Origin of the sequence: Stenotrophomonas sp. 24(2023), from assembly GCF_030913365.1 — a bacterium.
Taxonomy (GTDB): Bacteria; Pseudomonadota; Gammaproteobacteria; order Xanthomonadales; family Xanthomonadaceae; genus Stenotrophomonas.
Map to the genome: position 1 here is coordinate 324549 of NZ_CP133160.1, position 17422 is coordinate 341970.

Consider the following 17422-nt stretch of genomic DNA (forward strand, 5'->3'; position numbering starts at 1 on the left):
AGAAGAAAGAAACGTCTCCAGCTTCAATGGCCGGATGACGTGTGTCGGGTCGAATCACGAACGATCAGACGCGGTACCAGCGTCTGCTTGTCACCGGCGACATCCGTGTTGTTGCCGTCCATCAACTGCATCAGGCGCGTCATGGCCCGATCGCCCAGCTCGGCGATGCTGACCTGCATGGTGGTCAGCGACGGGTGGACAAACCGCGCCAGCGGAATGTCATCGAAGCCCGCCAGGGCGACATCGGTGGGCACATTGACGCCGGCCTGCGCGAAGGCATACAGGCAGCCCAGGGCCATCATGTCGTTGGCGGCGAATACGGCATCGGGCAGCGTGCCGGCTGCCAGCAACTCCTGACCGGCACGGTGGCCGGAAGCTTCGTCGAAATCACCGGGCAGCTCGATGCCTTCGGCGCCGTCGCCAAAGGCCGCCAGCGCGTCACGGAAGCCGCGCAGGCGCTCGCGCGCGTCGAAGTTGAGGTCCGGGCCAGAAATGAAGGCGATGCGGCGGTGGCCGGCATCAAGCAGGTGGCGGGTCATGGCCACCGCGCCGGCGTGGTCATCGATGCTCAACACCGGATGGTCCTGCCCCGGCAGGTAGGTATTGATGAGCACGGTCGGCAACGACTGCGGCAGGTTGTCGGTCAGGAAGTCCGGGCTTTCGGCATACGGCGAAAGCACCAGCAGGCCATCCACGCGCCCACGCATGGCCCGCAGGGCAGCACCCTGCTGCTCCTGGTCACCGTGGTAGCTGGACACCAGCAGGTGCTGGCGCCGCCCCCGTGCGACCTGGTCGATGCCCCGCATCAGCTCGGAGAAGAACTCGCCGTACAGGTCCGGCAGCACCACCCCGATGGTATTGGTGCGGCGGCTGCTCAGGCTGCGGGCAGCCGCGTGCGGGGTGTAGCGCAGGCGCGCGGCCACCTCCAGCACCAGCTTGCGCACCGGCTCGGCGACGTTTTCGTGTCCGTTGAGCGCGCGCGAGACCGTGGCCACGGAGACCCGGGCTTCGCGTGCAACGTCTTTGATTGTGATGGCTGCCTTGTTCACGAAGCCGCCCTCCACGGCTTGGACCTACCAGCTTGGCGCGGAATGTAAGCGTTTCCACCGGCGGATGTAAACACTACGTTAGGTGAATGTCGCATCTCGGTAACCTGGCTGTGTCCCGGACAGGACTGCAAAAGTCCCGCCAGGACAGGGAAAGACACGTGTTCAGCCCCGTTCTGACGGGGTCAGTGCACGCATGGACAAGGCATGGATATCGGTCTGCATCAGCTCGCCCAGCGCGGCATAGACCGCCCGATGGCGCGCGATCTGCGCCATGCCCTGGAAGCGGTCGCTGACCACACGCACGTTGAAATGGCCGCGGCCATCGCGCGCACCGGCATGGCCGGCGTGGCGATGGCTGTCGTCCTCGACCTGCAGCTCCAGCGGCGAGAATGCCTGCTGCAGCGCCGCACGGATCCGCTCCACGCGGTCCCCGGCACTCACGGCAGCACCTTGCGGAACGGCCGCACCTCGACGCGCAGGTAGACGCCGGCCGCCACGTAGGGGTCGGCATCGGCCCACTCACGTGCCTGGGCCAGGGAATCGAACGCGGCGATCACCACCGAACCACTGAAGCCGGCCGGTCCCGGGTCCTCGCTGTCGATCGCCGGGCAGGGGCCGGCCAGCAGCAGGCGGCCTTCGGCCTGCAGGGCGTGCAACCGGGCCAGGTGTTCGGCCCGGACCTGCAGCCGCTGGGCCAGTACCTCATGGCCGTCATATCCTTCAATCACATACCACACCGGAAGCTCCTGTCGAAGTGCGCGGAAACCGCGCCGATTCTACCCGTGGCCCGGCGTGGCCCGGGCATGGCTGGACACTGACCGGACGACGCGATACCCTAGGGTCCATTGCACGTGGCTGCAGGCAGCGGCCCGTCGGTGAAGCGGCAGACGCCCCCGACGACCGACCCGCCGCCCCCGACCGGCCCACGTATGACGACCTCCCCGTAGTTCCGTCGCTGCCGTGCCGCGGCGCGCCTTGCTGTTTGATGTGTGGAATCGCGCCGATCCCGGCGTGTCATGGCCCCTTGGGCGCATTTCCCGCCTGGCTGGGAAACGCCTGCCGGGTCGCGACTGGTCCGTTGCAATGCCTATGTCCTTCTAGATGACTGCCGAACCCGCGCACGACGCGAACCCGCCAACCCGGCCGCCCGCCCCCCAGCAGCAGGAAATGCCGCTGGCCGTGGTGCATGGGCAGCCGGTGCTGCAGATTCCGCAGGACCTGTACATCCCGCCGGATGCACTGGAAGTCATCCTGGATGCATTCGAGGGCCCGCTGGACCTGCTGCTGTACCTGATCCGCCGGCAGAACCTGGACGTGCTGGACATTCCCGTGGCCGAGATCACCCGGCAGTACGTGGAATACATCACCGTGATGCGCGAGCTGCGGTTCGAGCTGGCGGCCGAGTACCTGGTGATGGCCGCGATCCTGGCCGAGGTGAAGTCGCGCATGCTGCTGCCGCGCCCGGTCAGCGAGGACGGCGATGAGGCCGACCCGCGCGCCGAACTGGTACGCCGGCTGCAGGAGTACGAACGTTTCAAGCAGGCCGCCGAGGACATCGACGCCCTGCCCCGCCAGGACCGCGACACCACCGTGGTCCATGCCTTCGTGCCCGAGCGCGCTGCGGTGAAGCTGCCGCCGCCGGTGGACCTGAAGGAGATGCTGCTGGCGCTGCACGATGTGATGCGCCGCGCCGAGCTGTTCAGCGGCCACGCGATCAAGCGCGAGGCACTGAGTGTCCGGCAGCGCATGGGCGATATCCTGGGCCGCATGGAAGACGGCCGGTTCTACCGTTTTGAAAGCCTGTTCACCGCAGAAGAAGGCAAGCTCGGTGTACTGGTCACCTTCCTGGCCGTGCTGGAACTGGCCAAGGAACAGCTGCTGGACATTGTCCAGGAAGCACCGCTGGCGGCGATCTACGTCAAGTCGCTGGCGTCCGGCAACACCAATGCCCCGCTGCAGTTCAGCAGCGAGTTCGACGACAACGACGCCGCCAACGAGACCGAGTGAGCGCTGCCTGCCGATGGATCAACCGCTGATCAACCGCATAGTCGAGGGCGCGCTGCTGGCATCGAGCCAGCCGCTGACCCTGGCCCAGCTCAAGGACCTGTTCCCCGAGGACGAGCCGGTGCCGCCGGGCAGCGTCGAACGGGCGCTGGAGCAGCTGCGCGAGGCCTGCGGCGGACGCGGCGTGGAACTGGTCGAGGTGGCCTCCGGCTTCCGCTACCAGGTGACCGGCGAAGTACACAGCTGGATCAGCCGGCTGTGGACCGAACGCAAGACCCGTTATACCCGTGCCACCCTGGAAACCCTGGCACTGATCGCCTACCGCCAGCCCATCACCCGCGGCGAGATCGAACAGGTGCGCGGCGTGGCGGTAAGCAGCAACATCATCCAGGCCCTGGAAGAGCGCGAGTGGATCCGCGTCGTCGGCCACCGCGACGTGCCCGGCAAGCCCGCGCTGTTCGGCACCACCAAGGGCTTCCTGGACTACTTCGGGCTCAAGCGCCTGGACGAACTGCCGCCCCTGTCCGAACTGAAGGACCTGGGCGAACTGGAACCGCAGCTGCCGCTGGACCGTGATGCGCCGGCTGCCGCCAGCGCCGCCGGCCCGGACGTGGCCGCCAACGATGCCGGGGATGACATCCCGGCGAACATCGCGCCGGGCAGCACTGCCGGCGATGATGCCCTGAACTCCTCCGCCGCCGGAGACGCGGCGGACCCCGATGAGCCAGCACCTTCGCCCACTGATGACGGGCACCCCGCAACCGCGCCGGGACCGCGCGCGGAACACCAGAACGAAAGCGAAGACAACGCCGTCGCGACGACGACCGTGGCTGTTGACCAAGCCGAGTCCGAACCAGAGGCCGACGTCGAGATCGCCGGCCGGAGCAAAGTAAATGAGTGACACCCCTCGCAAGCTGTCGTTGAACAAGCTCTCGCTCAAGCGCGAAGCCACCACCGAACAGTTCAAGCTGGAAGAACGCCTGCACAAGGTGCTGGCCCAGGCCGGCCTCGGCTCGCGTCGTGCGCTGGAACAGCGCATCGCCGAAGGCCTGGTCAAGGTCAATGGCGAAGTCGCGCAGACCGGCATGTCGGTCAAGAGCGGCGACAAGATCGAACTGGACGGCCGCGGCTTCGTCGCCACCGCCCTGAGCGAGCCCTCGCGCGTGCTGGTCTACAACAAGCCGGAAGGCGAAGTGACCACGCGTGAAGATCCCGAAGGCCGCCCGACGGTGTTCGAATCCCTGCCGGCACTGAAGGGCGCCCGCTGGATCGCCATCGGCCGCCTGGACATCAACACCACCGGCCTGCTGCTGGCCACCACCGACGGTGAACTGGCCAACGCCATGATGCACCCGTCGTTCGAGGTCGAGCGCGAATACGTGGTGCGTGTGCGCGCACCGGAAGGCCAGGAAAAGGTCAGCGATGCCATCGTCGACCGCCTCGCCCGTGGCGTGGCCCTGGACGACGGCCCGGCCAAGTTCGACGAGATCGAACGCATCGGCGGCACCGATTCGCACGACTGGTTCCGCGTCGTGGTCAAGGAAGGCCGTAACCGCGAAGTGCGCCGCCTGTGGGAATCGCAGGGGTGCCAGGTCAGCCGACTCAAGCGCACCCGCTATGGCAAGGTCAGCCTGCCGCGCGAACTGGCCCGTGGCCACTCGGTGGAACTGCCGAGCAGCCAGGTCGAGGCGCTGCGCGCCCAGTTGAAGCTGGAAGAAGGCGCGCCGTCGGCCCTGACCCTGCAGCCGGTGATCGGCCAGCGCCGTGCGGCCAAGACCACCGTGCGCGTGCGCGATGGCGGCGGCCGTGGCAATGCCTATGTGAACGGCCACAGCACCGCCGATGAAGGCCGCGAACTGCGCCGCTTCGACACCCTGCGCGAAGACCGCGGCCGCGGCCGTGGCGGCAAGGGCGGCGGCTTCAAGGGCGGCCTGACCGTCAGCGGCGAAGCGGCGGCCAAGCAGTCGCAGAAGCCGTTCAAGCAGCGCAAGCCGAAGAATGACCGCGCCCTGCCGGAAGGCAACCCGGCCGCATTCCGCACCTGGTACGTGCCGGACGGCGTCAGCACCGGCCCGAGCGGTCACCGCAACGCCGGTCCCGGCGCCCGCGGTCCGGGCGCCCGTGGCCCCGGTGCCGGCAAGCCCAAGGGCGCCGGCGGCGGCCAGGGCCGTGCCGGCTTCGGTGGCGGCAACGCGGGCGGTGGCCAGGGTCGCGGCAGCTTCGGTGGCGGCAACGCCGGCGGCGGCAACCGTGGCCAGCAGGGCAACAAGCATCCGTATGGCCATCCGGGCAACGCCCCGTCGTTCCCGTCCGACCACGCCACCCCGGGCTTCAACCCGTATGGCAGCCCGAAGCCGGCCCAGGGCGCGCGTCCGGGCGGTCGTGGCCCTGGCGGTGGCAACCGTGGTCCGGGCGGCAATCGTGGCCCCGGCGGCCCGGGTGGCAACCGTGGCCCGGGGGGGCCCGGCGGCAACCGCGGTCCCGGCGGCCCGCGCCGCAGCGGCCCGCGCGGCGGCTGATCCCGCTCTGGCATGAAACAGAAAACCCGGCTTCGGCCGGGTTTTCCGTTTCCAGAGGATGCCACCCATCAGAATGTTCCGAAGCACCGTGCCATCGGCACAGCACGCAGAACGCATCCGCTATGATCCCCGGCCCTTCGCCGCCCGAGCGCATCATGGCCACGCCCGTTCCCTCGACACCGCGCACCCTCGACAGCGTGCAGCAGCTGGTCGCCGACATCACCGCCAGCAACCGGACTGGACGCCTGTTCCGGGGCCAGGGCAATGCGGCGCATGACCTCGTGCCCTCGCTGTACCGCCATGCCGAGGCCGTGAAGAACCGTGGATTTGACCTTGAAAAGATGGAAGCGAACGCACTGTCCATCCTGCGTGCGGAATCGCCATTGCTGCATGCGGCGGCACCGCAGTCCGAACTGGAACTGATGGCGCTGGCCCAGCACCATGGCCTGCCCACGCGGCTGCTGGACTGGAGCCTGTCACCTCTGATCGCCCTGTTCTTTGCCGTGCAGTACCCGGGCAACACCGATGCCGCCCTGTACATGCTGGCCGAAGACGCACTCACGTGGCACTACGCCCCCAGAATCGGCGCCACCGCCACCGAGCCAAGCGGAAAGGAGCCTTTCATCTACCTGTCCAAGCACATCACCAGCCGCCTGCGCGCGCAGCGTGGTGTCTTCACCTATCACCCTGACCACCGCCCACTGCAGCACGAAGGGCTGACCAAGTTCACCATTCCCCAGCACAGGATCGCGCTGATCCGCCGGGAGCTGTTGCAGCTGGGCATCGATGAAAAGCTGATCTACGACGACCTGGACGGCCTGTGCCGGGACATGAAACTACGCCACTTCGAAGGTATCGACCCGCGCTGAGCGCGGGTCATCCAGACCGCCGGCAGTTCAGCGGCGGCGGATCACGAACGAAGAGCCATCCACGCCCAGGTCCCAGCCGCGGCCGGTACCGGCCAGCGCCAGCGAGACATCGCCCTTGGTCATCGCCAGCGCGCCACCGGAGCGGATCGCACCAGCATGTGCACCCAGGGCTACGTACTTGCCCAGCAGGTCATCGAGCGAATAGGCGCCGCTGAAGCGGCCCTTGCCATCGACGATCTTCGATTTGCCCACGGTCAGGCCACCGCCGGTGACCTTGATGCGCACGGGAATGCGCGCACCGTTGGCGCAGGTGATGGTGCCGGTACCCGACGCAGTCTTGTAGAACAACGACCAGCCGGACAGGTTGTAGCGCAGATCGCAGTCGATGTTGCCGGCGGCCTGCGCAGCGGGGGCCAGCGTAGCGGCGGCCAAGGCCAGCAGCGGGGCAAGGAATTTTTTCATCGGCAGAATGCCCACAGCGGTCGGAGTGGCGGCGAATCTAGCAGCGGTGGCGTGCCGGTGCGATGCAGGCACGGCCACCGGTGCGGCCAGCGTTCAGGCGTGCTCGTCCAGATGGAAGGCATCGGCATCGAGCATGGCCGGGAAGCGCGCGCGATGCGCGGCCAGCGCCTGTGCCGAGATGGTGGTGGTGACCACCTGCTCGTGCTCGCGGATCTCCACCTGCGGCTGGCCGAGAAAATCCAGCACCACGCTGTCGCCGGCATAGTGCAGCGCATTGCCGTCCACACCGATGCGGTTGACCGCCGCGACGAAGCACAGGTTCTCGATCGCGCGCGCGCGCAGCAGCGTCTTCCACGCATAGGCGCGCGCCGAGGGCCAGTTGGCCACGAAGATCTGCAGGTCGAAGTCCAGCTGCTCTGGCCGCTCCACGTTGTAGCGGTTGCGGCAGAACACCGGGAAGCGCAGGTCGTAGCAGACCTGCGGATTGATCCGCCAGCCCTTCCATTCCACGGTCAGGCGCTCGCGCCCGGCGGCATAGCGCTCGTGCTCGCCACCGTAGCGGAACAGGTGGCGCTTGTCGTAGTACTGCAGGCCACCATCGGGCGTGGCGAACAGCAGGCGGTTGTAGACACCGCCCGCCTCGCGCAGCTGCACGCTGCCGACCACGGCCGCCCCCAGCGTTGCAGCCTGTTCGCGTACCCAGGCCACGGTCGGGCCGTCCATGCCCTCGGCCTGGGCGATGGCCTCGTTGGAGAAGCCACTGGTGAAGGTTTCCGGCAGGATCACCAGGTCGGTGGTGCCGGCCAGCGGTGCCAGCAGCGCACCGTAGTAGGCGCGGTTGCCGGCCGGGTCATGCCAGCGGGTGTTGCCCTGGATCAGGGAAATGCGCAGGTCCTGCATGGTCGTTTCTCCGCGTGTCCCGTGCCCGCTCACAGCAGGCGCAGGCGTTCGATCGCCGCATCCAGGGTGGCTTCGTTCTTGGCAAAGCACAGCCGCACCAGGCGCTGGCCCACCGGCGCGGTCTCGTAGAACGGCGACAGCGGAATGGCGGTCACGCCCTTTTCGATCGTCAGCCACTTCACGAATTCATGGTCCGGCAGATCGCTGATCGCCGAATAGTCCACCAGCTGGAAATAGCCGCCTGGCACCGGCAGCGGCTTCAGCCGCGTACCGGCCAGCTGCTCGCGGAAGCGGTCACGCTTGGCCTGGTAGAACGCGCCCAGTTCCAGGTGGTGTTCCGGCTCGTCGCGGATCATCGCGGCAAAGCCATACTGGGCCGGGCCGAAGCTGGTGAAGGTGTTGTACTGGTGCACCTTGCGGAATTCGGCGGTCAGCCGCGGCGGGGCCACCGCGTAACCGATCTTCCAGCCGGTGCAGTGGTAGGTCTTGCCGAAGCTGGAGATGACGAAGGTGCGTTCGCGCAGTTCCGGGTAACGCAGCGCCGATTCATGGCGGCGGCCGTCATAGATGATGTGCTCGTACACCTCATCGGAAATCAGGTAGATCTGCGTGCCACGCAGCACATCGGCCAGCGCCTGCATGTCCGCTCCGGTCAGCATCGCACCGGACGGGTTGTGCGGCGTGTTGACCATCAGCAGGCGCGTGCGCGGGGTGATCGCCGCACGCACGCGGTCCCAGTCCACGGCGAAGGTCTGCGGGTCCAGCGGCACGTGCACGGCCGTGGCGCCGGCCAGGTCGATGGCCGGTTCATAGCAGTCGTAGGCCGGGTCGAGCACGATCACTTCCTCGCCGGCACGCACCACGGCGTGGATGGCGTTGAAGATCGCTTCGGTGGCGCCGCTGGTGACGGTGATTTCCGTATCCGGGTCGATCTGTGCGCCATACAGGTCCAGCGACTTCTGCGCGATGGCCTGGCGCAGCGGGGCCACGCCGGTCATCGGCGGGTACTGGTTCAGGCCGGCAGCCATGGCCTTGGTGGTCTCGTCGATCAGCCGCTGTGGCGCGGCGAAGTCCGGGAACCCCTGCCCCAGGTTGACCGCGCCGTGTTCGGCGGCGAGCTGGGACATCACGGTGAAGATGGTGGTGCCCACCTTGGGCAGCTTGGTGTTGGGTTGCATCGGCCTGGCAGCAGCGGACGGGGGAGAGATCGGGCAGTGTACGCAATACCGGCCCCTGGTTTCACCGATACAATCGGCACCTGTTCCCGGCATGAAGACCTGCGTCCCTTGGACACCCCTCCGTTGCTGGCCGCCAGCGGCCTTGGCTATTCCCGCAATGACGAACCGGTGTTCGGCCCGCTCGACTTCCAGGTCGATGCCGGCGAGGCCCTGCTGGTGCAGGGCGGCAACGGTGCCGGCAAGACCACCCTGCTGCGCGTGCTGGCCGGACTGTCCCGCGCCGGCACGGGCAGCGTGAAGATCGACGGCAAGCCGGCCGGCACCGCCGAGCGTGCCCGTTACGTGGCCTACCTGGGCCACCTGCCGGCCCTCAAGCCCGACCTGGACACGCTGGAGAACCTGCACTTCCTGTGCGGGCTGCATGGCCGCCGCGCGCGGCAGATGCCCGGCAACGCGCTGGCCATCGTCGGCCTGGCCGGCTACGAGGACACCCTGGTACGGCACCTGTCAGCCGGGCAGAAGCGCCGGCTGGCCCTGGCCCGCCTGTGGCTGTCACCCGCCCCGCTGTGGCTGCTGGACGAGCCCTACGCCAACCTGGACCTGGAGGGCATCACCCTGGTCAACCGGATGATTTCCGCCCACCTGCGCAGTGGCGGGGCAGCCCTGGTCACCACCCACGGTGCGTACGCCGCGCCGCCGGTACGTACGCGGCTGCTGGAACTGCCGCCTGCCGGGCCGGGCGTGGCCGTGCACGAGGACGCGGCATGATCGCGCCGGGAACCGAACCGGGCCTGTGGCAGACCGCCCGCGCCCTGCTGGGCCGTGATCTGCGCCTGCTGTGGCGCCGCCGCGGCGATGCGTTGCAGCCACTGCTGTTCGCCCTGCTGGTGGTGGTGCTGTTCGCCCTGGCCCAGGGCCGCGACCCGCTGCGCCTGTCCTTCAGTGCCGCCGCCGTGCTGTGGCTGGCCGTGCTGCTGGCGGGCCAGCTGGCGCTGGATTCGCTGTTTCGTTCCGATGCCGAGGACGGCTCGCTGGAACAATGGCTGCTGGCGCCGGTGCCGCTGGCCTGGCTGGTGCTGGTGCGCGTGCTGCTGCACTGGGCCACCACCGCGCTGCCGCTGATCGTGCTGAGCCCGCTGCTGGCGGAAATGCTGCATCTGCCGCATGACCAGATACCGATGTTGCTGGCATCGTTGCTGCTGGGAACACCGGTGCTGAGCTTGATCGGTGGTGTGGTGGCCGCGCTGACCGTGGGCATCCGGCGCTCTGGTATCCTCGTGGCGCTGCTGTCGCTGCCGTTGTACGTACCGGTGCTGGTGTTCGGTGCGGGCAGCCTGTCAGCGGCCAGCCGGGGCCAGGACCCGGTCGGCGCCCTGCTGATGCTCGGTGCCGGGCTGGTGGTCGCGCTGGTGCTGGCACCGCTGGCCACCGCCGCGGCGATCCGCATTTCCCTGAGCTGAGCCAATCCGCACCTACTGGATAGCCGCCACCGCATGAACCCGATCGTCCGCTGGTTCCACCAACTCGGTTCACCGCCCACCTTCGACCGCTTCGCCCAGCGCTGGTCGCGCGTGTTCTACCTGTTGGCGGTACCGGTGCTGGCGGTGGGGCTGTGGCAGGCACTGTTCGTGGTGCCGGCCGACTACCAGCAGGGCGACAGTTTCCGCATCCTGTTCGTCCACGTGCCCAGTGCGTGGATGAGTCTGTTCGTGTTCGGCCTGATGGCGCTGTATGCCGCAATCGGCCTGGTCTGGCGGATCAAGCTCTGTGAGATTCTCGCCATGGCCTGCGCCCCGCTGGGGGCCGGTTTCACGCTGATCACCCTGCTGACCGGCAGCATCTGGGGCCGGCCGATGTGGGGCACCTGGTGGGACTGGGACCCGCGCCTGACCACCGAACTGCTGCTGCTGTTCCTCTATATCGGGGTGATCGGCCTGTACGTGGCCATCGAAGACCGCCGTGCCGCCGCACGTGCGGCCGGGCTGATGGCCATTGTCGGCGTTGCCCTGCTGCCGGTGATCCGCTATTCGGTGGACTGGTGGGGCAGCCTGCACCAGGGCCAGAGCATCCGCCTGTTCGGGCCGACCACGCTCGATGCCAGCATGATCGCCCCGCTGTGGTGGATGGTGGTCGGCACCAAGCTGTGGTTTGCTGGCTCGCTGCTGGCCAAGGCACGCGCGGACAACCTGCAGCGTGAAGCAGGCAAGGACTGGGTGCGCCGGCACCTGCAGGAGAAGACATGAATTACCTGGGCTATGTCGTCGCCGCCTATGCGGTGTTCGTGGGGGTGCTCGGCGCGGATGCGCTCGGTTCCTGGCTGCGCCTGCGCTGGGCGGTCACCGCCGCGCAGCGCCGGCAGCAGCGCCAGCGCGCACGCGGCGATGCCGGTACGCCCGCCAGCGGCGAGCTGAGCCGATGAACCCGCAGCGTCGTCGCCGCCTGCTGTGGGTGGTGCTGCTGGTGGCCGCCTCCGGCCTGGCCACCACGCTGGTGGCGCTGGCCCTGCAGCGCAACGTCGCATACCTGTACACGCCGGCCGAGGTGCTGCGCGGCGACGCCGCCGGTGCCGACCGTTTCCGCCTGGGGGGCATGGTCGAAAAAGGGTCGCTGTACCGCGAGCCCGGCTCGCTGCTGGCCCGCTTCACCGTCACCGACGGTGATGCGCAGCTGGTGGTGCGCAGCGAACAGATCCTGCCGGACCTGTTCCGCGAGGGCCAGGCCGTGGTGGTCACCGGGCGCCTGAGCGGCAACGAATTCGTGGCCGAAGAAGTACTGGCCAAGCACGACGAAACCTACATGCCACGCGAAGTGGCCGACAAGATGGGCAAGGCGCACATCAAGCACGACGTGCCGGTGCCGGCGCCCGAGGTGCGCTGAGTGCTGCCCGAACTGGGACAGATCCTGCTGCTGGCAGCGCTGCTGGCGGCGCTGCTGCAATCGGTGCTGCCGCTGGTCGGTGCCCAGCGCGGGCAGGCCCCCTGGATGGCCGTGGCCCGCCCGGCGGCACTGGCGCAGCTGCTGCTGGTGGCCGGCGCCTTCGCTGCGTTGACGGCGGCGTTCGTGCAGCAGGATTTCTCGGTGCGCTACGTGGCCGAGAACTCCAATTCGCTGCTGCCGATGATCTACCGCTATTCCGCCGTCTGGGGCGCGCACGAAGGCTCGCTGCTGATGTGGGCGCTGGTGCTGGCCCTGTGGACCGGTGCGGTCGCGTTGTTCTCCCGGCACCTGCCAGCCCCCGTGCAGGCGCGCGTGCTGGCGGTGATGGGCCTGGTAAGCGTGGGCTTCCTCGCCTTCCTGATCTTCACCTCCAACCCGTTCACGCGCCTGGTGCCTGCGCCGCTGGAAGGCCGTGACCTGAATCCGCTGCTGCAGGACCCCGGCCTGATCATCCACCCGCCGATGCTCTACCTGGGCTATGTCGGTTTCGCGGTGCCGTTCGCCTTCGCCGTGGCCGCGCTGCTGGAAGGCCGCGTGGATGCGCGCTGGCTGCGCTGGACCCGCCCCTGGACCAACGTGGCCTGGGCGTTCCTGACGCTGGGCATCGCGCTGGGCAGCTGGTGGGCCTATTACGAGCTGGGCTGGGGCGGCTGGTGGTTCTGGGACCCGGTGGAGAACGCCAGCTTCATGCCCTGGCTGGTGGGTGCCGCCCTCATCCATTCGCAGGCCGTCACCGAAAAGCGCGGCACCTTCGGCAGCTGGACCCTGCTGCTGGCCATCGCCGCTTTCGCGCTGTCATTGCTGGGCACGTTCCTGGTCCGCTCGGGCGTGCTGACCAGCGTGCACTCGTTCGCCGCCGATCCCTCGCGCGGGCTGTTCATCCTGGTGTTCCTGTCGCTGCTGGTCGGCGGCAGCCTGCTGCTGTATGCCCTGCGCGCGCCGCGCCTGGCGGTGGACGCCGACGACCCGCGCCGGGGCTTCACCGCCACCTCGCGCGAGACCCTGCTGCTGGCCAACAACCTGCTGCTGGCCACCGCCTGCGCGATGGTGCTGCTGGGCACGCTGTATCCCTTGCTGGCCGATGCCCTGGGGCTGGGCAAGATTTCGGTGGGCCCGCCCTACTTCGGCAGCCTGTTCCTGCTGCTGATGGCACCGCTGGTGCTGCTGCTGCCGTTCGGCCCGCTGGTGAAGTGGCAGCGCGACCAGCCGTCGCGCGCGCTGGCGCTGCTGCTGCCGTGGCTGGCGTTGGCCGTTGCGCTCGGTGCACTGGCCTGGTGGCAGGCCCCGCAGAACGGCTGGAAGGCCGGGTTGGGCGTGGCCGCCGCCGCCTGGGTAGCCTTGGGCACCGCGCGCTTCGTCTGGCAACGCTTGCGCGGCAATGGCCGCTTCACCGGCGAGATGCTCGGCATGATCGTCGCCCACGCCGGCATCGCGGTGTTCCTGGTCGGAGCGCTGCTGGTGGAAGCGTTGAATGTGCAGCGCGAAGTGGCGCTCGCACCGGGCCAGAGCGTGGTGGTGGGCCGGCACGAAGTGCGCTTCGAGGGCCTGGACCATCGCGAAGGGCCCAATTTCACTGCCGACCGCGGGCACCTGCGCGTGTTCCGCCAGGGCCGTGAACTGGCCCTGCTGCACCCGGAAAAGCGGCAGTACGCCAGTGGCGGCCAGGTGATGACCGAAGCCGGGATCGATGCACGTCCCGGCGGTGATGTCTACGTGGCATTGGGCGAGCCGCTGGGCAACAATGCATGGGCGGTACGGGTGCACATCAAGCCCTTCGTGCGCTGGATCTGGCTGGGCGCACTGCTGATGGCACTGGGCGGATTCATCACCGCCGCCGACCGCCGCTTCCGTCGCCCGTAGGAGTTTCCACCGTGTCCGAGTCCCCCGCCCCCCGCCCGTCCCGCCCGCTGCCCCCCGTGGCCATCGTGATCGGCGTGCTGTTCTTCTTCGGCCTGCTGGGGCTGATGGTCTACGGGGTGATGAAATCGGGCGATCCGCAGCGCGATGTCCTGCCCTCGGCCCTGATCGGCAAGCCCGCCCCGGCCTTCGCGCTGCCGGTACTGCACGACCCCTCGATGATCGTGCACAGCGAACAGCTGCGCGGCGCCCCCTACCTGCTCAACGTGTGGGGCAGCTGGTGCGCGGCCTGCCGCGAGGAACACCCGGTACTGACCCGTTTCGCTGAAACCAAGCGCGTGCGCGTGGTCGGCTACAACTGGAAGGACCAGCCCAACGATGCCCTGCGCTGGCTGGAACAGCTGGGCAACCCGTTCATGGTGGTGCTGAGCGATATCGAAGGCCGCACGGCGATCGACTGGGGCGTGACCGCCGCACCGGAAACCTTCCTGGTCGATGGCAGCGGCGTGGTGCGCTGGAAGTACAGCGGCGCGATGACCCAGCAGGTCGTGGACGAAAAGCTGATTCCCGCCCTGCAGACGATTGAAAAGGCCCAGGCCCATGCCGACAACGGACTGCACGGCGATCCGTAAGCACGCGCCCTGGCTTCTGTGGCTGGCCCTGCTGCTGGCCTGGCCGTTGCTGGCCGGGGCGCAGCTGCCCCCCCAGCCCGTGCATGACACGCGCCCGCTGGCATTTGCCGACGCAGCCGAGGAAGCCCGTTTCCATGACCTGGCCGCGCAGCTGCGCTGCGTGCAGTGCCAGAACCAGTCACTGGCCGACTCCAACGCGCAGATCGCCCAGGACCTGCGCCGCGAGGTGCTGGAACTGATGCAGCAGGGCCGCGACGACGCGCAGATCAAGCAGTTCCTGGTCGAACGCTACGGGCAGTTCGTGCTGTACCAGCCGCCGCTGCAGCCGGGCACGTGGTTGCTGTGGGGCGGCCCGCTGCTGCTGCTGGGAGCCGGTGCATTGCTGGTGACGCGCATCGTGCACCGCCGCGCGCAGCGCGTGGTCGCTGCGGAAGACGCGGGAGATGGCTGGTGAGCGCGCTGCTGCTGACCGGACTGGCGACGCTGGTGTCCGCGCTCATCGCAATGTGGGTGCTGTGGCCGCTGCGGCACGGCGCTGGCCGCGGCTGGTTGGCCGGCATCCTGGCCCTGGGCGTCGCGGGCGGCTGCCTGTACCAGCTGGTCGGCGACCCACGCGCAGCCACCCAGCCGCCCCCCGCTTCGGTAGCGACCCTGCGCGATGGCGTGCAGGCCTTGCAGCAGGCCCTGCAGCGCGATCCGCAGCGTGCCGATGGCTGGGTACTGCTGGGCCGTTCGCAGGCCGAGCTCGGCAACCCCGCCGCCGCCGCCGAGGCCTTCGCGCGTGCGGTTGCGCTGGCCCCGGACGAGGCCGGTGTGCTGGTGGAAGCCGCGCAGGCGCGCGCGCAGGCACAGGCCGACAAGCAGTTCGATGACACCGCCCTGCAGTGGCTGCGGCATGCCCTGCAGGTGCAGCCCGACGCCGAACGGGCCAGCTGGCTGCTCGGCATCGCGCTGCGTCAGCGTGGCCATAACGCCGAAGCCGCCCAGGTCTGGACCGACCTGCTGCCGCGCCTGGAACCGGGTGCCGCACAGGCATTGCAGGCGCAGATCGCATTGGCACGGGAGGCCGGTGGCGAGCCGGCACCCGCCACGGCTGGCGATGCCCAACCGCCGCTGCTGCAGGTGCGTGTGCACCTTCCTCCCGGGCTGGATGCCGCCCAGTGGCCGGCCAGTACCCAGGTCTTCGTGCTGGCCCGCGCCGTGGGCGGCCCGCCGATGCCGGTCGCCGTGCGCCGCCTGCCGCTGGCGGGCTTCCCCGGTACGGTCGCGCTGGGCGACGGTGACAGCCCGATGCCGACCGCGCCGCTGTCGGCCCATGAGGCCGTCGAGGTGATCGCGCGCGTCTCGCGCAGTGGCAGCGCCAACCGTGGTGAAGGCGACCTGCAGAGTGCACCGGTACAGGTGACCCTGCCGCACGACGGCGTGGTGGAACTGCGCTTCCCGTAGATCCACGCCGTGCGTGGATACCCCCACACCGCCAATGGAAACCTGCATGCCGCCTGCATGCACGGCCCCCCCGCTAGAATGCGCGCATGACTGAATTCATCCCGACCGGTACCCGCTTCCACGCCCTGCCCTCGCCGTTCCCGTTCAAGCGTGGCGGCGCACTGCTGCAGGGCCGCGTGGCGTATGAAACCTGGGGCACGTTGAATACCGCGCGCAGCAATGCGCTGCTGATCGTCACCGGCTTGTCGCCCGATGCGCATGCCGCCGCCAACGATGCCAACCCGGCCCCCGGCTGGTGGGACGCCATGGTTGGCCCGGGCAAGCCGATCGACACCGACCGCTGGTTCGTGGTCTGCGTCAATTCGCTGGGCAGCTGCAAGGGCTCGACCGGCCCGGCATCGGCCGACCCGTCCTCGGGTGCTCCGTATCGCCTGGCCTTCCCCGAGCTGTCCATCGAGGATGGCGCACGCGCCGCCGTCGAGGTGGTCCGCGCACTGGGCATCGAACAGCTGGCCTGCGTGGTCGGCAACTCGATGGGCGGCATGACCGCACTGGCCCTGTTGCTGCTGCACCCAGGCATCGCGCGCAGCCACATCAACATTTCCGGCAGTGCCCAGGCCCTGCCGTTCTCCATCGCGATCCGCTCGCTGCAGCGTGAAGCGATCCGCCTGGACCCGCAGTGGAACGGCGGCCAGTACGACGAGGCCAGCTACCCTGAATCGGGCATGCGCATGGCGCGCAAGCTGGGCGTCATCACCTACCGTTCGGCGCTGGAATGGGATGGCCGCTTCGGCCGCGTGCGGCTGGATTCGGACCAGGTGGACGACGATCCGTTCGGGCTGGAGTTCCAGGTGGAAAGTTATCTGGAAGGCCATGCACGGCGCTTCGTGCGCTTCTTCGACCCGAACTGCTACCTGTACCTGAGCCGTTCGATGGACTGGTTCGACCTGGCCGAATATGCCGGGGGCGATGTGATGGCGGGGCTGGCGAAAATCCGCATCGAAAAGGCGCTGGCGATCGGCGCGAACACCGACATCCTGTTCCCCGTGCAGCAACAGCAGCAGATTGCCGATGGCCTGCGCGCCGGCGGTGCCCAGGCGCAGTTCATCGGCCTGGATTCGCCGCAGGGCCACGATGCCTTCCTGGTTGATTTCGAGCGCTTCGGGCCGGCGGTACGCGGCTTCCTCGACACGCTGTGAAGCACGGACGCCGCCTCGCTGCACTGGCGGTCGTCGGCGCGCTGGTTGCCGTTTCGATCACCGGCCTGCTGCCGCTCTGGCTGGCCGTGTGGTATGGGTTGGCCAGCGTGGCGGCCTTCGCGTTGTACGGGCATGACAAGCGCGCGGCGCGCAAGGGCCAGTGGCGCACGCCCGAGCGTACGCTGCAGCTGCTGGCGTTTGCCGGTGGCTGGCCCGGTGCGCTGCTGGGCCAGGCCGCATTCCGCCACAAGCACCGCAAGACCGCCTTCCAGTGGGTGTTCTGGCTGTGCGTGGTGGCCAACGTCGCCACGGTGGCGGTGCTGCTGCGCGAGTTCGCGCGCTGACACGCCCCAGCCACGCATGGCGTGGC

Annotated in this window: 21 protein-coding genes; 15 read left to right on the forward strand and 6 right to left on the reverse strand. The window is 68.7% G+C overall.

Features of this window, described 5'->3' with window-relative positions; genetic code table 11:
- Nucleotides 1-23: 23 nt before the first annotated feature.
- The 3 genes from Q9R17_RS01450 to Q9R17_RS01460 all read right to left on the reverse strand — a co-directional run bounded on the left by Q9R17_RS01450 (nucleotide 24) and on the right by Q9R17_RS01460 (nucleotide 1786).
- The gene (locus tag Q9R17_RS01450; protein ID WP_308156698.1) at nucleotides 24-1049 is read right to left on the reverse strand and encodes a LacI family DNA-binding transcriptional regulator; all 1026 of its coding nucleotides are present in this window, start codon (nucleotides 1047-1049) and stop codon (nucleotides 24-26) included.
- Nucleotides 1050-1211: 162 nt separating this feature from the next.
- Complete coding sequence (locus tag Q9R17_RS01455) at nucleotides 1212-1490, reverse strand: BolA family protein (RefSeq protein WP_308156699.1); 279 nt, start codon at nucleotides 1488-1490, stop codon at nucleotides 1212-1214.
- Complete coding sequence (locus Q9R17_RS01460) at nucleotides 1487-1786, reverse strand: YciI family protein (RefSeq protein WP_308156700.1); 300 nt, start codon at nucleotides 1784-1786, stop codon at nucleotides 1487-1489. Before Q9R17_RS01460 ends, Q9R17_RS01455 begins: the two co-directional genes overlap by 4 nt.
- 364 nt (nucleotides 1787-2150) lie before the next feature.
- On the opposite strand from Q9R17_RS01460, the gene Q9R17_RS01465 reads away from it, so the two are divergent.
- The 4 genes from Q9R17_RS01465 to Q9R17_RS01480 all read left to right on the forward strand — a co-directional run bounded on the left by Q9R17_RS01465 (nucleotide 2151) and on the right by Q9R17_RS01480 (nucleotide 6441).
- Nucleotides 2151-3056, forward strand: a complete 906-nt coding sequence (locus Q9R17_RS01465) for a ScpA family protein (RefSeq protein WP_308156701.1) — start codon at nucleotides 2151-2153, stop codon at nucleotides 3054-3056.
- A gap of 13 nt (nucleotides 3057-3069) precedes the next feature.
- Entirely contained in the window at nucleotides 3070-3954 is an 885-nt protein-coding gene (gene scpB, locus Q9R17_RS01470) for an SMC-Scp complex subunit ScpB (protein WP_308156702.1), read from the forward strand.
- Nucleotides 3947-5572 (forward strand): pseudouridine synthase, encoded by a 1626-nt coding sequence (locus tag Q9R17_RS01475; protein ID WP_308156703.1) that lies wholly within the window; start codon nucleotides 3947-3949, stop codon nucleotides 5570-5572. The genes scpB and Q9R17_RS01475 overlap by 8 nt, the downstream gene beginning before the upstream one ends.
- A 155-nt stretch (nucleotides 5573-5727) precedes the next feature.
- Nucleotides 5728-6441 carry an FRG domain-containing protein gene (locus Q9R17_RS01480; RefSeq protein WP_308156704.1) on the forward strand — a complete coding sequence of 238 codons (714 nt, stop codon included), beginning with the start codon at nucleotides 5728-5730 and terminating at the stop codon, nucleotides 6439-6441.
- A 27-nt stretch (nucleotides 6442-6468) separates the two neighbouring features.
- On the opposite strand, the gene Q9R17_RS01485 is transcribed toward Q9R17_RS01480, so the two are convergent.
- From Q9R17_RS01485 to Q9R17_RS01495, 3 genes are all read right to left on the reverse strand, one after another.
- The gene (locus Q9R17_RS01485) at nucleotides 6469-6903 is read right to left on the reverse strand and encodes a hypothetical protein (RefSeq protein WP_308156705.1); all 435 of its coding nucleotides are present in this window, start codon (nucleotides 6901-6903) and stop codon (nucleotides 6469-6471) included.
- Between the two features lie 93 nt (nucleotides 6904-6996).
- On the reverse strand, nucleotides 6997-7803 hold the full coding sequence (locus tag Q9R17_RS01490) for an amidohydrolase (RefSeq protein WP_308156706.1): 807 nt from the start codon (nucleotides 7801-7803) through the stop codon (nucleotides 6997-6999).
- 29 nt (nucleotides 7804-7832) lie between these two features.
- Complete coding sequence (locus tag Q9R17_RS01495; protein WP_308156707.1) at nucleotides 7833-8981, reverse strand: pyridoxal phosphate-dependent aminotransferase; 1149 nt, start codon at nucleotides 8979-8981, stop codon at nucleotides 7833-7835.
- 108 nt (nucleotides 8982-9089) lie between these two features.
- On the opposite strand from Q9R17_RS01495, the gene ccmA reads away from it, so the two are divergent.
- From ccmA to Q9R17_RS01550, 11 genes are all read left to right on the forward strand, one after another.
- Entirely contained in the window at nucleotides 9090-9749 is a 660-nt protein-coding gene (gene ccmA, locus Q9R17_RS01500; protein WP_308156708.1) for a heme ABC exporter ATP-binding protein CcmA, read from the forward strand.
- Nucleotides 9746-10441, forward strand: a complete 696-nt coding sequence (ccmB, locus tag Q9R17_RS01505) for a heme exporter protein CcmB (protein ID WP_308156709.1) — start codon at nucleotides 9746-9748, stop codon at nucleotides 10439-10441. Before ccmA ends, ccmB begins: the two co-directional genes overlap by 4 nt.
- A gap of 33 nt (nucleotides 10442-10474) precedes the next feature.
- Nucleotides 10475-11224: a heme ABC transporter permease CcmC gene (ccmC, locus tag Q9R17_RS01510; protein ID WP_308156710.1), complete on the forward strand. Its 750-nt coding sequence runs from the start codon at nucleotides 10475-10477 to the stop codon at nucleotides 11222-11224.
- Nucleotides 11221-11400 (forward strand): heme exporter protein CcmD, encoded by a 180-nt coding sequence (ccmD, locus tag Q9R17_RS01515; RefSeq protein ID WP_308156711.1) that lies wholly within the window; start codon nucleotides 11221-11223, stop codon nucleotides 11398-11400. The genes ccmC and ccmD overlap by 4 nt, the downstream gene beginning before the upstream one ends.
- Nucleotides 11397-11858 (forward strand): cytochrome c maturation protein CcmE, encoded by a 462-nt coding sequence (gene ccmE / locus Q9R17_RS01520; RefSeq protein ID WP_308156712.1) that lies wholly within the window; start codon nucleotides 11397-11399, stop codon nucleotides 11856-11858. The genes ccmD and ccmE overlap by 4 nt, the downstream gene beginning before the upstream one ends.
- The gene (locus Q9R17_RS01525; RefSeq protein WP_308156713.1) at nucleotides 11859-13778 is read left to right on the forward strand and encodes a heme lyase CcmF/NrfE family subunit; all 1920 of its coding nucleotides are present in this window, start codon (nucleotides 11859-11861) and stop codon (nucleotides 13776-13778) included.
- Between the two features lie 47 nt (nucleotides 13779-13825).
- Nucleotides 13826-14407: a DsbE family thiol:disulfide interchange protein gene (locus Q9R17_RS01530; RefSeq protein ID WP_308158399.1), complete on the forward strand. Its 582-nt coding sequence runs from the start codon at nucleotides 13826-13828 to the stop codon at nucleotides 14405-14407.
- Complete coding sequence (locus Q9R17_RS01535) at nucleotides 14376-14861, forward strand: cytochrome c-type biogenesis protein (protein WP_308156714.1); 486 nt, start codon at nucleotides 14376-14378, stop codon at nucleotides 14859-14861. The genes Q9R17_RS01530 and Q9R17_RS01535 overlap by 32 nt, the downstream gene beginning before the upstream one ends.
- A gap of 50 nt (nucleotides 14862-14911) precedes the next feature.
- On the forward strand, nucleotides 14912-15853 hold the full coding sequence (locus Q9R17_RS01540; RefSeq protein WP_308158400.1) for a tetratricopeptide repeat protein: 942 nt from the start codon (nucleotides 14912-14914) through the stop codon (nucleotides 15851-15853).
- An 86-nt stretch (nucleotides 15854-15939) separates the two neighbouring features.
- Complete coding sequence (locus Q9R17_RS01545) at nucleotides 15940-17052, forward strand: homoserine O-acetyltransferase (RefSeq protein WP_308156715.1); 1113 nt, start codon at nucleotides 15940-15942, stop codon at nucleotides 17050-17052.
- Nucleotides 17049-17396, forward strand: coding sequence for a DUF1294 domain-containing protein (locus Q9R17_RS01550; protein WP_308156716.1), 348 nt, complete (start codon nucleotides 17049-17051; stop codon nucleotides 17394-17396). The genes Q9R17_RS01545 and Q9R17_RS01550 overlap by 4 nt, the downstream gene beginning before the upstream one ends.
- Nucleotides 17397-17422 lie beyond the last annotated feature (26 nt).

Coding starts and splice junctions, on each gene's coding strand:
- Q9R17_RS01465 (WP_308156701.1), top strand. CDS start 2,151: ATGACTGCCGAACCCGCGCACGACGCGAACCCGCCAACCCGGCCGCCC.
- scpB (WP_308156702.1), top strand. CDS start 3,070: ATGGATCAACCGCTGATCAACCGCATAGTCGAGGGCGCGCTGCTGGCA.
- Q9R17_RS01475 (WP_308156703.1), top strand. CDS start 3,947: ATGAGTGACACCCCTCGCAAGCTGTCGTTGAACAAGCTCTCGCTCAAG.
- Q9R17_RS01480 (WP_308156704.1), top strand. CDS start 5,728: ATGGCCACGCCCGTTCCCTCGACACCGCGCACCCTCGACAGCGTGCAG.
- Q9R17_RS01485 (WP_308156705.1), bottom strand. CDS start 6,903: ATGAAAAAATTCCTTGCCCCGCTGCTGGCCTTGGCCGCCGCTACGCTG.
- Q9R17_RS01490 (WP_308156706.1), bottom strand. CDS start 7,803: ATGCAGGACCTGCGCATTTCCCTGATCCAGGGCAACACCCGCTGGCAT.
- Q9R17_RS01495 (WP_308156707.1), bottom strand. CDS start 8,981: ATGCAACCCAACACCAAGCTGCCCAAGGTGGGCACCACCATCTTCACC.
- ccmB (WP_308156709.1), top strand. CDS start 9,746: ATGATCGCGCCGGGAACCGAACCGGGCCTGTGGCAGACCGCCCGCGCC.
- ccmC (WP_308156710.1), top strand. CDS start 10,475: ATGAACCCGATCGTCCGCTGGTTCCACCAACTCGGTTCACCGCCCACC.
- ccmD (WP_308156711.1), top strand. CDS start 11,221: ATGAATTACCTGGGCTATGTCGTCGCCGCCTATGCGGTGTTCGTGGGG.
- ccmE (WP_308156712.1), top strand. CDS start 11,397: ATGAACCCGCAGCGTCGTCGCCGCCTGCTGTGGGTGGTGCTGCTGGTG.
- Q9R17_RS01535 (WP_308156714.1), top strand. CDS start 14,376: ATGCCGACAACGGACTGCACGGCGATCCGTAAGCACGCGCCCTGGCTT.
- Q9R17_RS01540 (WP_308158400.1), top strand. CDS start 14,912: ATGTGGGTGCTGTGGCCGCTGCGGCACGGCGCTGGCCGCGGCTGGTTG.
- Q9R17_RS01545 (WP_308156715.1), top strand. CDS start 15,940: ATGACTGAATTCATCCCGACCGGTACCCGCTTCCACGCCCTGCCCTCG.